The organism is Methanocrinis sp. (assembly GCF_049974945.1).
Classification (GTDB): domain Archaea; phylum Halobacteriota; class Methanosarcinia; order Methanotrichales; family Methanotrichaceae; genus Methanocrinis.
In genome coordinates this window covers 1-15,327 of record NZ_JBNGCU010000014.1, presented here as the reverse complement: position 1 = coordinate 15,327, position 15,327 = coordinate 1, and the positions used below count along the sequence as shown (strand labels likewise).

Genomic DNA, 15,327 nt, shown 5'->3' with positions numbered 1-15,327 from the left:
CCCTCAAGGCGGCCCAAAGCCTCAGAAACGATAAAATAAAATGGCTCTGATACCAGATCGGCATGAAGATCGCGGTTGTTGGAGGAACTGGTGATTGCGGCCAGGGTTTTATTAAGCGCTGGGCAAAAGAGCACGAGATCATCGTAGGGTCGAGGAGGGCCGAGAAGGCGGAGGAGACGGCCGAAAGTCTGACCTCTTTTTTGAGGGAGGTTGGCGTCGACGCCAGGATCAGGGGGATGGAGAACGGCGAGGCCGTCGAGGCGAGCGAGATCGTCGTCTTGAGCGTTCCCTACAAGTTCGTCGAGTCGATGACAGCAGACCTTGCGGAGAGTTACAGCGATCAGATCGTGATATCTCCCGTCGTCCCCATGGCCCGGGTGGAGAAGCATTTCGAGTATACTCCGCCTGTCCAGGGAAGCGCCGCCCTTCTGGTCAGGGAGCTTCTGCCATCCAAGGTCAAGGTGGTGGCGGCCTTTCACACCATCTCCTACGCTGCCCTCCAGGATCTGGAGAAGCCGGTCGGAGGGGACGTCCTGATCGCTGGGGACGACCCGGAGTCGAAAGAGGTTGTAGCAGACCTGGCCCGGATCATAGAAGACCTCCGGCCCCTGGACGGCGGACCCCTCAAGCTCGCGGCCCAGATGGAGGGGCTGACGCCGCTCTTGCTGAACATAAGCAGGCTGAATAGGGTCAAGAACGCCGGCATCACCGTCATCGAGGGCTGACCGTCGTCCTTCGTGGTGGCCTATAGGCCTTTTTATAAGACCCCTCTGATGAGTTCCTGGGGGCTCACCCCGGACATCTGGAGGATCAGGTAGGCCCCCAGGACCGTTCCCGCCACGCTCCCTATGTTGGCGAGGGCCGCGACGAGTATCACCCGGAAGAGGGGTATCGCCATCAGCTCCTTGAAGGTCTCGGCATCGGCGAGCTTCTTGGTGTCGGCCATCGTCGGCTTTCTCTTCCAGGCCTCCACGATCCCCGCAAACCAGCCCGCGGCCATCAGGGGGTTCAAGCTCGTCAGCCAGGCGATCATGAAGGCGGTCAGGGCCGAGAGGGGGTGGCCCCGGGCCAGGACAACTCCCAGAGCGCTGAGGACGCCGTTCACCAGAAACCAGATCTTGAGGGCGGAAAATAGGTTCTCGGTGCTGCTGCCGGATATCAGGACCGCGGCGATGGTGATCACCACCAGGAGCATCAGGGCGGCTCCGAAGAGCTTGGGGGCCGAGACCCTCCTCTTGGAGATCCTGGTCATATTCTCGAGGGGCGGTATCTTCTCGGGGTTTGCGAGGTACTTGGTTATCCCCTCTTTGTGGCCTGCGCCGACGACGGCCACCACTCTACCTTCCTTTCCGAGGCGGATCAGGTTTCGGGCGATGTAGGCGTCCCTCTCGTCGATCAGAACCGAGGCGGCCCCGGGAGATACCTCTCGAAACTCCTCTATGATCGCAGAGACGACATCATCCTCGGTCACCTTCTCGATATCGATCTCCTCGCCCCTCCCGAAGGCCGCAGGGATCATCGAAGCCACCAGCTTCGCCTTCTCTGCAAAGCTCATCGCAGACCAGAACCTCTGGATGGTGACGGCGATGTCTCTATCCACCAGAGCCACCCTCGCCCCCATCCTCTCGGCGACCTCGATGGCGGCGATCATCTCCGATCCGGGCTTAACCCCCAGGTCTGAGCCGATCTTCTTCTGGATGTAGGCGAGGAACCACTGGACCAAGAGGAGGTAGAGCTTGCCCCCGCTCAGGATCTCCTTTATCTGGAGCTCTCCCGTCTCCTCCTGACCCGTGAGGGCGCGGTACCTGCCGCTGCAGAGCTCTACGGCTACGACGTCTGGATTCAGCTCCTCTATGGCGCGGGTCACCTCCCGGACGCTCTTCTCGGATACGTGAGCTGTCCCCACGATCACGATCTCGCCCCGATCACCACCCCAGGGGCCTTCGGGGATCTCTATATCTCTTGCGCCGCCTGAATCTATATCTTCCAAGTCGATTACCTCGCGGTGGGCCATCAAAGGGCGACCACCTAAAAAACCCTTTGTCTTTGTAGCTCTCACCACCCAGAGCAGATCTCTATCGCCCTGAGGAGGTCTGAGCGGGAGACTATGCCGACGAGCTGGCCGTCCTCCATCACGGGAAGCCTCCTGATCTGCCGCTCCATCATCTTCTTCATAGCCTCGGCGGCATCGGCGTTCGGCTCGATCACGTATATCGACTTCACCATGATCTCTCCCACGGTGGTCGTCCCCCTCTTCTCTTCGGGGACCTTCTGTACGTCGGAGATCGTCACCACGCCAGCGAGTCTCCCGTCCACGGTCACGGGGTAGCCCCGATGCTTCTCCCGGAACATTAGGTTCATGATCTCGAGGAGGGGCGTCTCGGGGGAGACGGTCTTCAGGTCCACCGACATGATGTCTCTAACCTTAACCCCCTCCAGGGGGACGACGATGGCCGTCGACCTCTCCTCGTCGCTGGCGGCGATGTAGATGAAGATCGCTATCACCACCAGAACGATGCCGCCGCCAAAGAGGCCCAAAAAGAACATGAGTATCGCAAAGAACTTCCCAATGTTTGCCGCCCGTCTCGTCGCCTCGACGTAGGCCATCCGAGAGGCAAACCAGGCTCGTAAGACTCTGCCCCCGTCCATGGGAAATGCCGGGAGTAGGTTGAAGACCATCAGGACGATGTTGATCACCCCCAATGTCCAGAGTAGGGTGGTGAGAGGGTGGCTTACCCCCAAAAGAAGGGCCGACTGGAAGCTCAGAAGGATCGATCCGATCCCGAGGATCCCGCTGACGCTCGGCCCGGCCACCGCCATCTTCGCCTCCATTCCAGGGTCTCGGGGGATGTCCTCCATGGAGGCGACGCCGCCGAAGAAGTAGAGGGTGATGCTCCTGATCTTTATGCCGTACCGCATCGCAACGAAGGAGTGGCCCAGCTCGTGGAGGGCGACGCATACGAAGAGGAGGATGGAGAAGGCGAAGGAGTAGAGCAATTTCGCCATGGGGGGCTCGACAGCTCCAAACCCATATGAGAGATCATAGACCTCGCCGAAGATGTTGACGGGAAAAGGCTGTGTGAAAGTCGTGAATATATAAGCGACGAAGGGTATGATCGCGAGGAAGGTGATGTGAAGTCTGATGGGGATTCCAGCGATCTTCCCAATCGAGAAGGCGGAGCTCATGATCAGAGACTCGCCCTGCCCGTTAATATCTTTTTTGAGGGAAGAGACTGGGCTCAGAGGCCGATCGTCCAATCTGCTTTCTCTCCGAGCCGGATTCTCCATATCGATCTCGGGTCCTTCAAACATACGTTAGCTATTCTTGATAACTCCGTGTAATACTTCAATGGAAATAGTTATAACCAACCCTGAACAAATAAGCACGAGGAAGATCGGCCGTCAGACGGGGCCCTAGAGTAGGAGAGTTACCATGAAAAAGACCCTGACGTTTCTTTTATCGTGCGTTCTGTTTGTGATTCTGCCGTCGATGGCGGCAGGTTATACCCTTCAGATATTCGGGAACGCCGATATGGATGGAGTCATAGACGAGCAGGACCTCGACGCCGTCAAGGCGATGATCGGGGGGGCCGAGGCGGCCCAGACCGAGCTCTCCGACGCCGACCGGGACGGCGACCTGGACGAGGACGACCTCGACCTGATCGGGCGGATAATTCGGGGCGGCCCGGCGGACGTCACCCTCATCGATTCGGCGGGAAGGGTCGTGACCGTCAAGACGCCGGTGAGGAGGATCGTTCCCCTCCACATGCGCCACGCCACGGCGATCATCGTCCTCGGGGGAGAGGACGCGATCGTGGGGGTCGGAAGCACCGTCCATGATCGCGATCTCCTATTTTCAAACCTCGGCGATCTGCCCTCTCTCGGCTCTCACAAGGAGCCAGACCCGGAGGCGATCATGGGGCTTAATCCCGATCTGGTCATCACCTTTACCCAGCTCTCGCCTATCGATCATCTGGATGATAAGCTCCCTCCGAAGGCTGCCCTCGTCCGTTTCGACCTCTCCATGGCCGAGTCCTTGAGAGGGGAGATGATGGCCCTCGGCTACCTCCTGGGGGGGCGAGAGGCGGTGAGGGATTATGAGGTGTGGTACGACACTTACATGGGGACAGTCTCTGATAGAGTCTCCGATATCGCCGAGGAAGATCGGGTTCGGGTCTTTTTGGAGAGGGAGAAGAGCGCCGACAGCAATCCATCTGTGCGGTGGGCCTACGCCAGCGATACCGGTTACACCGACCTCTGCGATCTGGCCGGCGGCCGCAACATCGCAAAAGAGAAGATCGATTACAACGGCGAGGTCGAGGCGGAGTGGGTTATGGAGGAGAACCCCGAGGTGATCATAGGCCTCTCCTACAACGGAGGCTACGGTGCAGAGGACGACTCCCTCCTCAGAGCCTATCGGGAGGGTATCATGGGCGACCCCGGTCTCTCGCTCGTCGACGCCGTCAAAAGTGATCGGGTCTACGTCATCTCCGGCGACTTCGCCCTCGGACCCCAGATGACCATCGGGACGGTCTTAGTCGCCAAGTGGCTCTACCCCGATCTATTCGCTGACCTCGACCCCGAGGCGATCCACCGGGAGTTTCTGGAGGAGTTCATGCACCTCGACCCAGACCTTGCCGGAGCCGGGGCCTTCGTCTATCCATCGATGGGGGTCTGATCCCGAAAATCTTTTTCATCCCACGTTCACCAGCCGCCTGATCATGGCGCTGTGCTCCACCATGCAGGCGACGATATAGGCCTCCTCCAGGGTCGCGCCGACGGCGAAGACGCCATGCCCCCGGACGATGCAGGCCCTGCTCTCTTTGAGAGCATTCGAGGCGCTCTTCGCGAGCCTCTGGCTTCCCATATCCCCCTCGACTATGGGTACGGCCCCCAGGAACCGGGCCCCTTCCCCTTCCATTGGCTCCAAGGGCCCTTCCTCCAAGATCGAGGTGGCGACGGCGTAAGGGGAGTGGGTGTGGATCACGGCGCGGGACCGGGTCTTCTCGTAGATGGCCCGGTGAACGACGGTCTCGCAGCTGGCGAGGTCGTCCTCTGGACAAGTTCCCTCCCGGGCGACCTCGATCACCTGATCCTCGCCGATCTCGTCGAGCATCGATCCGGCAGAGGTGATCAGGATCTTCTCATCGGAGAGGATGCTGATATTTCCGAAGTGGGCGTAGGTCAGGCCTGAAGCCACCAGCTTTCTTCCGAACTTCGAGATCTCCTCCCTTGGGTCCATCGGCTGCCACCTCAGGTAAGGACACACGGGACGGAGCTCTTCCCCACCCCGCCGAACCGATCCCGTGCCTCCACCGAAATCGAGTAGTCGCCGGGGTCCCAGAACCTCGTCTCCCAGCGGCCTGAATAGATCCCGTTTCCATCGAAGTCTCGCATCGGAATCCTGATATCTCTCTCCTCGCCGACGACGTGGACCTCCACCTCGGCGACTTCGCCTGAAACTCCAGCCTCGATCATGACCGGATCTCCGGCCATGGCCAGAGATCGGCTGAGGGCGAGGCTATAGACGTCGGGATCGGCCGGGTCGCCGTTTTCCTCCACCAGGGATAGGGCAGAGGTGAGGTTCAGGGCTCCGTGGCCGTAGGTGTTGTCGGGGCCCGAGAGCCCCACGTCGTCGGCGGACTTGAGGAGGAGCCTCTTCACCCCCGCGGGGTCGAGGTCCGACCGCTTCTCAAGGATCACGGCAGCAGCTCCTGCCACCTGGGGCGCGGCCATGGACGTCCCGTCCATGTTGCCCTCGCCTCGGAGGGTTCCGGACCGGGCCGAGGTGACGTTCACCCCTACAGCCACCAGGTCCGGCTTGACCCGGTTGTCAGGGGTCGGGCCCCGGGAGGACCTCTGAAATATCTCGCCGGCGGGGTCCATAGCTCCCACGGTTATCACCTTCTCGGCGGTGCCCGGCGTGACGATCGACCTCGCGGCGGGGCCGGAGTTCCCGGCGGCGACGCACACGACTATCCCCTCGTCCACCATCCTGTCGCAGGCCGCGTCGAGGAGGGTCGAGCCGTCGCTGGGCCCCTCGCCGCCGACGCTGAAGGATATGACGTCTGTTCCGAGGTCGCCCTGATTTTCTAGAATCCAGTCGAGGGCGGTGAGGGCGTCGGACAGGTAACATGCACCATCCTCGTCCATCACCTTGATCACCACCAGCTCGGCTCCAGGGGCGACTCCACCCCCACCCCCATCCCCTGTCCCCGCGATCAGGCCGGCGCAGTGGGTTCCGTGGCCGTGATCGTCGTAGACCTCCTCCCTCCCGTTGACGAAGTCCTTGAAGGCCCTGATCTTGGGGTCGGGGGTGAAGATGTCGTCGTCCAAATCGTCGAGGGATCGGTGGTTCGGATCGGCGCCGGTATCGAGGATCGCCACCGTCACGCCTCTTCCTGCGCCGTCGTCGACCCTGAAGCGCGGATCGGTCCTGGGGCTGTACCCCTCCGAGCCCTCTCCCAGGATTCGGAGCTTCTTATCTTCGTAGATCCCCTTGACGCCCTCCGTCTTCGCGAGGCTCTCAAGATCCCTCCCAGGGACCACCATCGAGGCGCCAGGCAGGACCCAGAACTCCTCCTCCACCCTCTCCCGGATCTTCGTCCCCTCTCTATTCAGGGAGACGTCCTCCTCGACCAGGACAATGACCCTCAGCTCCTGATCCTGGAGTTCTTCGAGGCTGTCCTCGATCCGATTCGAGTTGAGGTCCAGGGGGTCGAGGACCTGAAGGATGAGCTCGTCGCATCGGGCGGCATTTCCCGCCCGATCGACGGCGATGATGGTGATCCTGTGGTCTCCGGGGGGGAGGTTCGAGCTGCATCGACCATCGTATCTCCCGCTTCGGCCCAGGTTGATCAGGGGTATGTACCGTCCGCCCACCTCGGCGTAGACGGTCTCCACCGCAACGTCATCTCTCACCCAGGCGCTGATCTCGACCCTCGGGTCGCCCCTCTTGATGATCATCGGAGATACGTGGGCGTTGAAGATGACCGGAGGATCGAAGTCGTCGCCGGGGTTGAGGACTGAGTCCACCCTCTGGAGAAACCATCGTGGCGAAACCTCCTCTGGTTCATTCAAGGAGATGGAGATGGCTGCGCCGCTGGAGACGGTCCAGGCGATCACCAGCAGGGTGATAAAAAATGGAGGGCTTGGGCGGCTCATCTCCTCTTTTTACGCCCCCATCCAATTAATAACTTCCCAGCTTTCTAATCCCGGTGGTGACGGCGTTCGTCGCCGTCTCCTGGACCGGGGCTGTGCTGTCGATCTCTATCGTCAGGACGTCCTCGAAGTAGAAGGTCTTCCCGCCGGCGGCCGCCGCCAGGGTGACGATGTAGACTCCGTCCGGCGCGCCGGTGGCGTCCCAGGTCCCAGTGTACTCGTCGCTCATGGTGGAGGCCAGCTCCACCTCGGCCATCACCTCGCCGTCCTGATCCTGGATCAGAGCCCCTGCGGCGGTGATCGGTGCCGTGCTGGTGCCGCTGATGGACCCGAGCTTGACCCCGCCGACTATCTCAGAGGGGCTGGAGCCCGAGGCGTAGAGGATCATGGGGTCGAAGCAGGCGACGCAGCCCATCGTCTTCACCGTCGGCTCCTCCATGGAGGCCGCTTCCGAAATCATCTCCTCGATCTCGGTCCCATTGACGATGGATTCTTCCGTCTCGTTGGACCCGCCGTCTCCTTGAACGGTCTCATCGTCGGCATCTTCGACGACCGCATCACCTGATGTGGATTCATCCTCGGCGACCGACTCCGCTCCGAAGAGCTCTGTCGCAGCATCGCCCTCGTCGGGGACGACCTCGAAGGTGGCATAGATCTTCACCGGTCCCGGCCCGGAGGGGTTGGGCTCGGCCCGGACCTCTTTGAGGACCACCCTGACCGGGGGCTGGTTCGCCTCCCAGTCGTTCCAGGTGTAGATGGCCGAGTCGTATCCCATCAGCCGGAGGGCGTACCAGACCATGGCGCCCCTAGCTCCGGCGTTGGAGTAGACGACTACCGGCTCGTCCTCGTCGAGGCCAGAGAAGACGTCCGCCAGATCTTCGCTGCTCCTGACCTGGCCGTCGGTCTGGACCTCATCGATGTCTATGTGGACGGCCCCCGAGATCTTGTCGGCGGCGAACTCCTGGAGGGTTCGGGCGTCGACCAGCTGGCGCTCGCCGCTGGCCACACCGTCGTAATCGGCCAACAGCCCCAACCTCGCCCGGGGCGTATAGGTCACAGCGGGCCTCTGGTTAGCCTTCCTCTCCGTCGCCCTCCCGGCGTCCTTCCACCCGTTCAGGCCACCGTCCAGGACCTTGACATCGTCGTGGCCGACGTACCTCAAAGCCCAGAAGACGAAGGGCGCAACCGATATGCCGTCGCAGGGCGCGCAGTCGCCGTAGACCACCACCGAGTCGTCGGGGGATATGCCGGCGTTCCCGAAGATCTCGGCCATCTCGGCGGCCGACTTGGGATTGTTCTCCTCATCGAGGAGCTGGTCCCAGTAGAGGGGGATCGCCCCTTCGATGTGGGATGATCCATAGTCGGAACCCACGTCCAGGATCACGTCGGCTCTTTCAGCATCCTCGATCGAGGCTAGGAACTCTCCATGGACGAACCCTTCATCCTCTCTCTCGGCCCCGGTTGCATTTTCCCACTCGGCTCGTGCCTCTTTCGGCCCTGGGGGCTTCTCAGACTCGTCCTCGACTATAGTCGGGTTGTGGCCCAGGAAGTTGAAGATGTCCAGAGTGAAGGTATCTCCACCGTTGCAGGTGGGGCAGTCATAATCCTTCTGCGCACAGACGTTTGAAGTTGCCAGGCAGAAGGTCAGCGCCAGAGCCCCAACCACGAGGAGGGCTTTGGACCAATTGCTTCCAGCCTCATGGCAGGCCCTCTTGCCGGGCCTGCGATTTGAAGAATTATCTTCTCTAACCCCTAATAACATGGTTTTTCCCCTTAAAACTAATTGTCAAGCGTGATCACCTTAAAGCTGTTTTGATAGGGCCTCGTTGAAGTCCCATCCCGACCTCGGAGAGAGCTCGAGCTCTCCTATCTCCTCCTCCACCTCGTACCCCTTTGCATCTTTCGCCGAGAGGATTATCTTGTGCCTTCCCTCTCCCATCAGGGCGGTCTGGAGGGTGCCGACGTAGACGTCATCTCCTGGCCGTTTCTCCATCCTGATGTAACGGCTCGGCTCCGAGGGTCGGGCGAGGCTCCTGGTCCGGGCCGAGATCTGAGCGACCCCGTACCTGGATTCGAGGACGGCCTCTACGGTCACCTGGGTGCCGATCGTGGCCCGGGCGGGATGGATGGAGGCGTCGACGAGGACCAGGGGCAGTACCGCATCGCCCATGATCGGATAGAGGTCTCGCGCCCTCTCGTTGATGATGCGAGGAAGGTCTGCAAATCCGTCGCTTCCTGATATGTTTTGGCCGGGGCCGCCGAACTCGTCGGTCCCGATGTAGGTGCCCCAGAAGTTTCCGCCCTCAGGGTAGGCCGCATACCACTGGTTTGCCCCCCGGTCCTCGGCGGGGATGACGCAGTCGAAGATCCTGTTCTTGTAGATGGTGTTCCCATCGGTGTCGACGAAGATCCCCTTTTGGCTCCCCGATATGTTGTTCTCGAGGATGGTGTTGTTTCCGTCGGGGCCTTCCTGGATCTGGACTCCGAATTTCGAGTTACCTGCGATCTCGTTTCCCCTGATGAGGTTGTATCCCGACCCCGACTGGAGGAATAAGCCCACGACCCCGTTTTCGGAGATATCGTTCTCCAGGATCTGGTTCGCCGAGCATCCGTGGATAAGCTTGATCCCTGAGTTCTTATTTCGAGAGAGCCTGTTCTTCATGATCAGGTTGGCGTCGCAGTCGGTGAAGGCGTAGATGCCGTAATCGTTATCTTCCGCGGTGTTCTCCCTGATCACGTTCTCCGAGCATGAGGGGAAGAGGGCGATCCCGTACTCACCGTTGTTGCTCGCAACGTTCTTTTGGATAAGGTTCCGGTTCGAGTTGGAGAGGTATATGCCGTACCACCCCTCGCCGCCGAGGCCGTTATAGTTCGCGATGTTCTTCTCGATCCTGTTATCGTCGGAGAAGACGAGGCCTATCCCCCACTGGACAGATCCGGTCACGCTGTTGTCGGATATGGTGCAGTTATCCGAGCCCACCAGATGGATCCCGTAAAAGCCGCCCTCGACGGTGAAGCCCGAGACGGTCACGTCGTCTGCCGTGATCTTGATCCCTATATCCCTCTCCCCGGCCCGAATCCTGGCGTTGGTGCCGACGAGGCTGATGCTCTTTGCGATCTCCACCTCTTCGTATAAGCCGGGACCTGCGAGGACTGTATCTCCCGGCTCTGCTCCGTCGATCGCCGCCTGGAGGTCTGGGCCCGCCTGATACGTCGTCGCCGAGGCCGCCATGACCAACAGAGATGCCAAGATTGCTGTGGCGCCGAGGATGAGGCGCAGATCTGCTGAAATTCTCAAGCTAACCCACCGGAGTTAAAGGAGGATCATCAGTTAATAAAGCTAACGTGGGATGAGGCTAGCGAAGGGGGTTTGAAATCTTCAGATCCGCCTCCGCGAGCCTCTTGTAGGTCTCATATAGGTCAAAGATGAACACAAGTCTTTTTATTTATCCCGGTTCTATGGTGGGCTGAGGTGTTCAGTTTGAGATCTATATTCAGATTAACTTGCACCCTGGCCTGTGCGGTCCTCCTGATCGGCGCGGCCCTGGCGGGGACCTTCGCCCCGAAGCTTCTCGGGGATTCGTATGTAGATGCCGACGCCGAGGACGACAACTTCGGCGCTGAAGAGACCCTCTGGGTCTCCTCTGACGACGGTGAGCCCGTCATGGTCGCCTACATATCCTTCGAGCAGATCGTCGGCAGCTACTCTCCCGATGATATCGAGTCTGCGACCCTCAGAGTCTACGCCAAGGACGTCGAGAGCCCTGGCGAGGTGGAGCTCCACTTCTACTACGAGGGCTTCTACGAGGATACCGTCACCTGGTCTGACGAGCTCGGATACGAGGAGGGGGCCGACGGTGCGATCGAGGTCGATGAGGATGAGGTCTGGTACGACTTCGACGCCACCGAGATCGTGAAGAAGTCGATCCTGGAGTGCGAGAGCTGTCCCTTCTCTTTAGTCCTGGTGTCGGCGGACGATGCCACGGTGGGGTTTGCCTCCAGCGATGACCCCGACGAGAACGTCCCGGAGCTGAAGATCACCACCATCGACGGATGATCTCTCTCCCGAAAGAGAGGGCTGGAGCGGTCCGGGACCTCCGGCCGCCCCAAACCAAGTTTTTATATCTCCTCGCTCAAGCTCCTTCTCTGATGCCCACCCCTCATCCCTGCACCAAGATGTCGATCTCTCCGGCGATCCTCCTGATCTTCCTCCTACTCCTCTCCCCGGCCGGGGCCTCAGAGGATGTCATCCTCATAGCATCGCCGGGATGCACCAAGTGCGCCGCCGCGGAGCGGACGGTGGAGGGCGTCCTCCCGGATTATCCCGGCGCCGAGATCGTCGTCTACAACGTCTACTCAGAGGAGGGGAGAGAGGTGATCAGAGAACACCGGCTCAAGGGAGGGGTGCCCTCTATCGTGATCGGGAACTCCTCCATAGCTTACCGGGATTACGATGGCGACCAGGACCTTCTGGAGGGGCTGGTCCGTGAGGCCCTCAGAACCGAGATCGAGGAGGTGTCTGGGGTGGCCGGCTCGGTGATCTCGGTCCTCGGCCCCTCGCCGGATGACGGTTCAGGCCGGGGATCTTTTGGGGCCGAAAACGAGGCTCTTGAGGATATCGACGTCTCCTCCCTCTCCATGATGACGGTATTTCTGGCGGGTTTCCTCGCCGGGTTCAATCCCTGCCTGTTGGGAGTCCTCGCCTTTCTCGCCGCCGCCGTCATCTCCAGCTCCGGCCGCCGCCGAGACCTGGTCATGATGGTGGTCTTCTTCTCATTGGGGATATTCTGCATGTACTACCTCTTCGGGGTGGGGATGCTGAAGACCCTTCACGCCGGTACGATCGCCTCGAGCTTTCGGATCGCCCTCACCATCCTTCTCGTGGCCCTGGGGCTCGTCCACCTGGAGGATGCAAGGCGCCTTTCGGCCGGAGGCCGTTCCCTCTTCAAGGCGAGCTGGTCGCAGAAGTACATCGAGGGTGCCCTCTCGAAGGGGAAGTTCAGCTCTTACTTCATCCTCGGCGCCCTCTTCTCCCTGGTGAAGGCTCCCTGCGTCGGGGCTGTCTACATCGCCATTCTGGGGCTGATCTCCGAGGAGGGCTACTCCACCGGAGCCGTCTACCTTCTCCTCTACAACCTGGGCGTGATCTTTCCCATCCTGATCTTGGGCTGTGTCATCGCCCTCGGCATGAGCCCCGAGAAGGTCGACGGTTTCAGGAAGGAACACCGGGCCGGTATCAGGCTGGCGACGGGCCTGACCCTCCTCGCCCTCGCCCCCCTCATCTACTGGCAGGTGATCTGAGGGCGGGGGCTCAACGCTCCTCGCCCTCGCCCCCCTCATCCGCTTACAGGCGATCTGAGGGCTAAAGCTTGCTCATCTTTGTCAGCTCCGCCCCTCTGCTGCGATGATATCTTGGGTCCGGTGCAAAAGGATTAATACCCGCAGGATCTCTTTCGCTGCAGAGGTGAACGCTTGTTTTTGATAGGAGAGGCGCTGATAGGGGACGAGCCCGAACTCGCTCATATCGATCTATTAATCGGTGACAAAGATGGTCCTGTGGGAATGGCCTTCGCGAGCGGTCTCGCCCAGCTCTCGGCGGGTCACACCCCGCTTCTTTCGGTGATAAGGCCGAACCTGCCGCCGAAGCCCGCGACCCTGATCGTGCCCAAGGTCACAGTGAAGAACATGGACCAAGCCGCCCTGATATTCGGCCCCGCCCAGACCGCCGTCGCCAAGGCGGTGGCCGACTCCGTCGCTGAGGGGGTCATCCCCAAGGCCGAGGTCGAGAACCTGGTCCTGATCGTGAGCGTCTTCATCCACCCCCTGGCCCGGGACTACGACGCCATATACCGGTACAACTACGGCGCCACGAAGCTCGCGGTCAAGAGGGCGATGGAGGGCTTCCCGGATATAGATACAGTCCTCTACGAGAAGGACAGGTCGACCCACCCCATCATGGGCTTCCGGGTTATCAGGCTCTGGGATCCGCCCTACCTTCAGGTGGCTTTAGACCTGGTGGACCTGGCCGTCGTTCGCAGGGTCCTCTCCCAGCTTCCGGATAGCGACCACCTTCTCATCGAGGTGGGGACGCCCCTGGTCAAGAAGTTCGGGGCCTCTGTGGTGAAGGAGATCAGGAATCTTCGGCCCAGCTCCTTTGTGGTCCTGGACCTCAAGACCCTGGATACGGGAAACCTGGAGGTGAGGCTCGCCGCCGACGCCACCGCCGACGCCGTGGTGATATCGGGGCTCGCCCCCACAAAGACCATCGAGCTTGCGATCAGAGAGGCGAGAAAGACCGGCATCTACTCTATTATAGACATGCTGAACGTCCCCGACCCCCTGGCGGTCCTGCGGTCCCTACCGGCGTTGCCGGACGTGGTGGAGATGCATAGAGCGATCGATCAGGAGGCAGAGAAGCACAACTGGGAGGTCATAGCCGACATAAAGAAGATGGCGGCGGGCTCCGACCGGAAGATCCTGGTGGCCGTCGCCGGTGGGATCAGGGTGGAGACGGTGGCCGAGGCCCTCAGATCCGGAGCCGACATCGTCGTAACGGGCCGGGCGATCACGGCCTCCAAGGACATCAAAGATGCCGCCGAGCAGTTCCTCGCCGAGCTGAAACAGACGGAGATCGATCAGTACAGGGTTATGACCGACTTCTGAGATGCGCCCGCTCGCCGCCCTCTTCGTCCTCCTCGTCCTGGCCGGATCGGCCCGCCCCACCACCGAGGTCTGGGCGGGTGATGGCGGCGATCCCGCCGGGGCCGTTCTCCTCGTCGTCGACGGACTGGGATCGGCTTACGTCTACCCGGAGCTTCTGCCCCGGGCCCTCGACGGGAGCCCCCTGGAGAGGACCCTCCTCTTCAACCTGACCGGCGAAGGGGCTCGAGTTCTGAACGTGACCGTTCCCGTCCCCGAGACCGGCCCGAGCCACTCGGTTTTGGTGACGGGCTGCTCCTGGGCGGACACCACAATTCTGGGCAGTCCAGGGGCGACGATCTTCGATCTCGCCAGGGAGGAGGGCCTCGTCTGCCTCGCCCTCCTCCAGAGGGGCGACTCGATGGGCATGGTCCTGGAGCAGGACGGAATCATATTCTTCGACGACAACGCCCTCTGGGGAGCCGAGCCCCTGGCCGGCTCCAGGGCAAACCTTCCTTCCGACTTGGCCGATCTCCTCTCGGCCGAGAGGGACCGCTTTCCCCTCTACAATCAGGAGAGGGGCGTTTCCGGCTACGTCGGATACAACGCCTGGGGACTGGATGCGGCCGCCGACGTGGTCTCCGCCATGGGTTCGAAGTCTCGCCCCTTCCTTTTGATCGTGAACGTCGGGGCCGTCGACAGCGCCGGCCACAACCTCGGCCCCAAAGGATACGTGGAGACGATCTCGGGTCTGGACGCGCCCCTGGGAAGGCTGGTGGAGGCCTGCGAAGAGAACGACGTTCTCCTTCTGATCACCGCCGACCACGGCATGTCCTTTCCCTCCGGCCAGGGTAAGGGAGGCCACTCCTCCGCCAAGTACTCGTCCCGAACGGAGTCGCTGGCCGTTCCGGCGGTATTCATCGGCTCCGGGGTCGACGACCTGATCCTGGCGGGGGACTGGTCGGAGGTGGACCTCGCACCCACCCTCCTCGATCTCCTGGGCCTATGCCCGGCTCTGCCCCTCTCCGAGGGTCGGGTCATCCCGGTCTCAAAGTGCTTTGACCTGGAGGTCAACTCAGGGAAGGTGGCAGAAGTCGAGGTCCGAAGAGATGGCAACCTCGTGGCCCGGGCCACCGGCGACTCGCGCTACATCTTTCGGAACCTGGACCGGGGCACCTACTCGGTGGAGTCGGCCGGCAGGGGGACGGCGGTGCACCTCTGTGGCGACCAATCGATCGATCTCTCCAGAGGGTCTGCCGGAAGCTCGGAGAATATAGTCTCCTCCATCTTCAAGAAGGAGAACAGGAAGTACATCGCCATCGTCCTGATCCTGGCGATAAACTTCATCGGAGCCCTCCTGATCGTCAGGATCGCCAGAAGAGGATGAGTCTACCTTCGGATTTTCGGCCAACTTTAAATATGACCTTCTCGGGACGAATCAGATGTGATGATTCATGGGACTTATCGAAGACGCAAAATCCGGCCGGATAACTGCTGAGATGGAGATGGTGGCAAAGGAGGAGGGCA

At 61.1% G+C, this 15,327-nt stretch carries 12 protein-coding genes; 6 read left to right on the top strand and 6 right to left on the bottom strand.

Going from position 1 to position 15,327, the window contains the following annotated elements; all coding sequences use genetic code 11:
* The first annotated feature begins 62 nt into the window (after positions 1-62).
* Entirely contained in the window at positions 63-725 is a 663-nt protein-coding gene (gene npdG, locus ACP5EL_RS02615; protein WP_428400886.1) for an NADPH-dependent F420 reductase, read from the top strand.
* Between the two features lie 32 nt (positions 726-757).
* Here the strand turns inward: npdG and ACP5EL_RS02610 are convergent, their stop codons facing one another.
* Positions 758-1,990 (bottom strand): TraB/GumN family protein, encoded by a 1,233-nt coding sequence (locus ACP5EL_RS02610; protein WP_428400885.1) that lies wholly within the window; start codon positions 1,988-1,990, stop codon positions 758-760.
* Positions 1,991-2,055: 65 nt separating this feature from the next.
* Positions 2,056-3,186, bottom strand: a complete 1,131-nt coding sequence (locus tag ACP5EL_RS02605) for a M50 family metallopeptidase (RefSeq protein ID WP_428400884.1) — start codon at positions 3,184-3,186, stop codon at positions 2,056-2,058.
* 346 nt (positions 3,187-3,532) lie between these two features.
* Here ACP5EL_RS02605 and ACP5EL_RS02600 point away from each other — a divergent pair, with 346 nt between their 5' ends.
* Positions 3,533-4,678, top strand: a complete 1,146-nt coding sequence (locus ACP5EL_RS02600; RefSeq protein ID WP_428400883.1) for an ABC transporter substrate-binding protein — start codon at positions 3,533-3,535, stop codon at positions 4,676-4,678.
* A gap of 15 nt (positions 4,679-4,693) precedes the next feature.
* Here ACP5EL_RS02600 and ACP5EL_RS02595 read toward each other — a convergent pair whose 3' ends face one another.
* The 4 genes from ACP5EL_RS02595 to ACP5EL_RS02580 all read right to left on the bottom strand — a co-directional run bounded on the left by ACP5EL_RS02595 (position 4,694) and on the right by ACP5EL_RS02580 (position 10,459).
* Entirely contained in the window at positions 4,694-5,242 is a 549-nt protein-coding gene (locus tag ACP5EL_RS02595; RefSeq protein ID WP_428400882.1) for an aldolase, read from the bottom strand.
* 11 nt (positions 5,243-5,253) lie between these two features.
* Positions 5,254-7,164, bottom strand: a complete 1,911-nt coding sequence (locus tag ACP5EL_RS02590; protein WP_428400881.1) for a S8 family serine peptidase — start codon at positions 7,162-7,164, stop codon at positions 5,254-5,256.
* Between the two features lie 25 nt (positions 7,165-7,189).
* Entirely contained in the window at positions 7,190-8,827 is a 1,638-nt protein-coding gene (locus ACP5EL_RS02585; RefSeq protein ID WP_428400880.1) for a rhodanese-like domain-containing protein, read from the bottom strand.
* Positions 8,828-8,962: 135 nt separating this feature from the next.
* Positions 8,963-10,459: a right-handed parallel beta-helix repeat-containing protein gene (locus tag ACP5EL_RS02580; RefSeq protein ID WP_428400879.1), complete on the bottom strand. Its 1,497-nt coding sequence runs from the start codon at positions 10,457-10,459 to the stop codon at positions 8,963-8,965.
* A gap of 174 nt (positions 10,460-10,633) precedes the next feature.
* Here ACP5EL_RS02580 and ACP5EL_RS02575 point away from each other — a divergent pair, with 174 nt between their 5' ends.
* From ACP5EL_RS02575 to ACP5EL_RS02560, 4 genes are all read left to right on the top strand, one after another.
* Positions 10,634-11,218, top strand: coding sequence for a DUF7594 domain-containing protein (locus ACP5EL_RS02575; RefSeq protein ID WP_428400878.1), 585 nt, complete (start codon positions 10,634-10,636; stop codon positions 11,216-11,218).
* A gap of 92 nt (positions 11,219-11,310) precedes the next feature.
* A complete protein-coding gene (locus tag ACP5EL_RS02570) occupies positions 11,311-12,462 on the top strand; it encodes a cytochrome c biogenesis CcdA family protein (protein WP_428400877.1) in 1,152 nt (383 codons plus the stop codon).
* Between the two features lie 171 nt (positions 12,463-12,633).
* Positions 12,634-13,824, top strand: a complete 1,191-nt coding sequence (locus ACP5EL_RS02565) for a bifunctional 5,6,7,8-tetrahydromethanopterin hydro-lyase/3-hexulose-6-phosphate synthase (protein WP_428400876.1) — start codon at positions 12,634-12,636, stop codon at positions 13,822-13,824.
* Position 13,825: 1 nt separating this feature from the next.
* Positions 13,826-15,187, top strand: coding sequence for an alkaline phosphatase family protein (locus ACP5EL_RS02560; protein WP_428400875.1), 1,362 nt, complete (start codon positions 13,826-13,828; stop codon positions 15,185-15,187).
* The last annotated feature ends 140 nt before the right edge of the window (positions 15,188-15,327 follow it).

Coding starts and splice junctions, on each gene's coding strand:
- npdG (WP_428400886.1), top strand. CDS start 63: ATGAAGATCGCGGTTGTTGGAGGAACTGGTGATTGCGGCCAGGGTTTT.
- ACP5EL_RS02605 (WP_428400884.1), bottom strand. CDS start 3,186: ATGAGCTCCGCCTTCTCGATTGGGAAGATCGCTGGAATCCCCATCAGA.
- ACP5EL_RS02600 (WP_428400883.1), top strand. CDS start 3,533: ATGGATGGAGTCATAGACGAGCAGGACCTCGACGCCGTCAAGGCGATG.
- ACP5EL_RS02595 (WP_428400882.1), bottom strand. CDS start 5,242: ATGGACCCAAGGGAGGAGATCTCGAAGTTCGGAAGAAAGCTGGTGGCT.
- ACP5EL_RS02590 (WP_428400881.1), bottom strand. CDS start 7,164: ATGAGCCGCCCAAGCCCTCCATTTTTTATCACCCTGCTGGTGATCGCC.
- ACP5EL_RS02570 (WP_428400877.1), top strand. CDS start 11,311: ATGCCCACCCCTCATCCCTGCACCAAGATGTCGATCTCTCCGGCGATC.
- ACP5EL_RS02560 (WP_428400875.1), top strand. CDS start 13,826: ATGCGCCCGCTCGCCGCCCTCTTCGTCCTCCTCGTCCTGGCCGGATCG.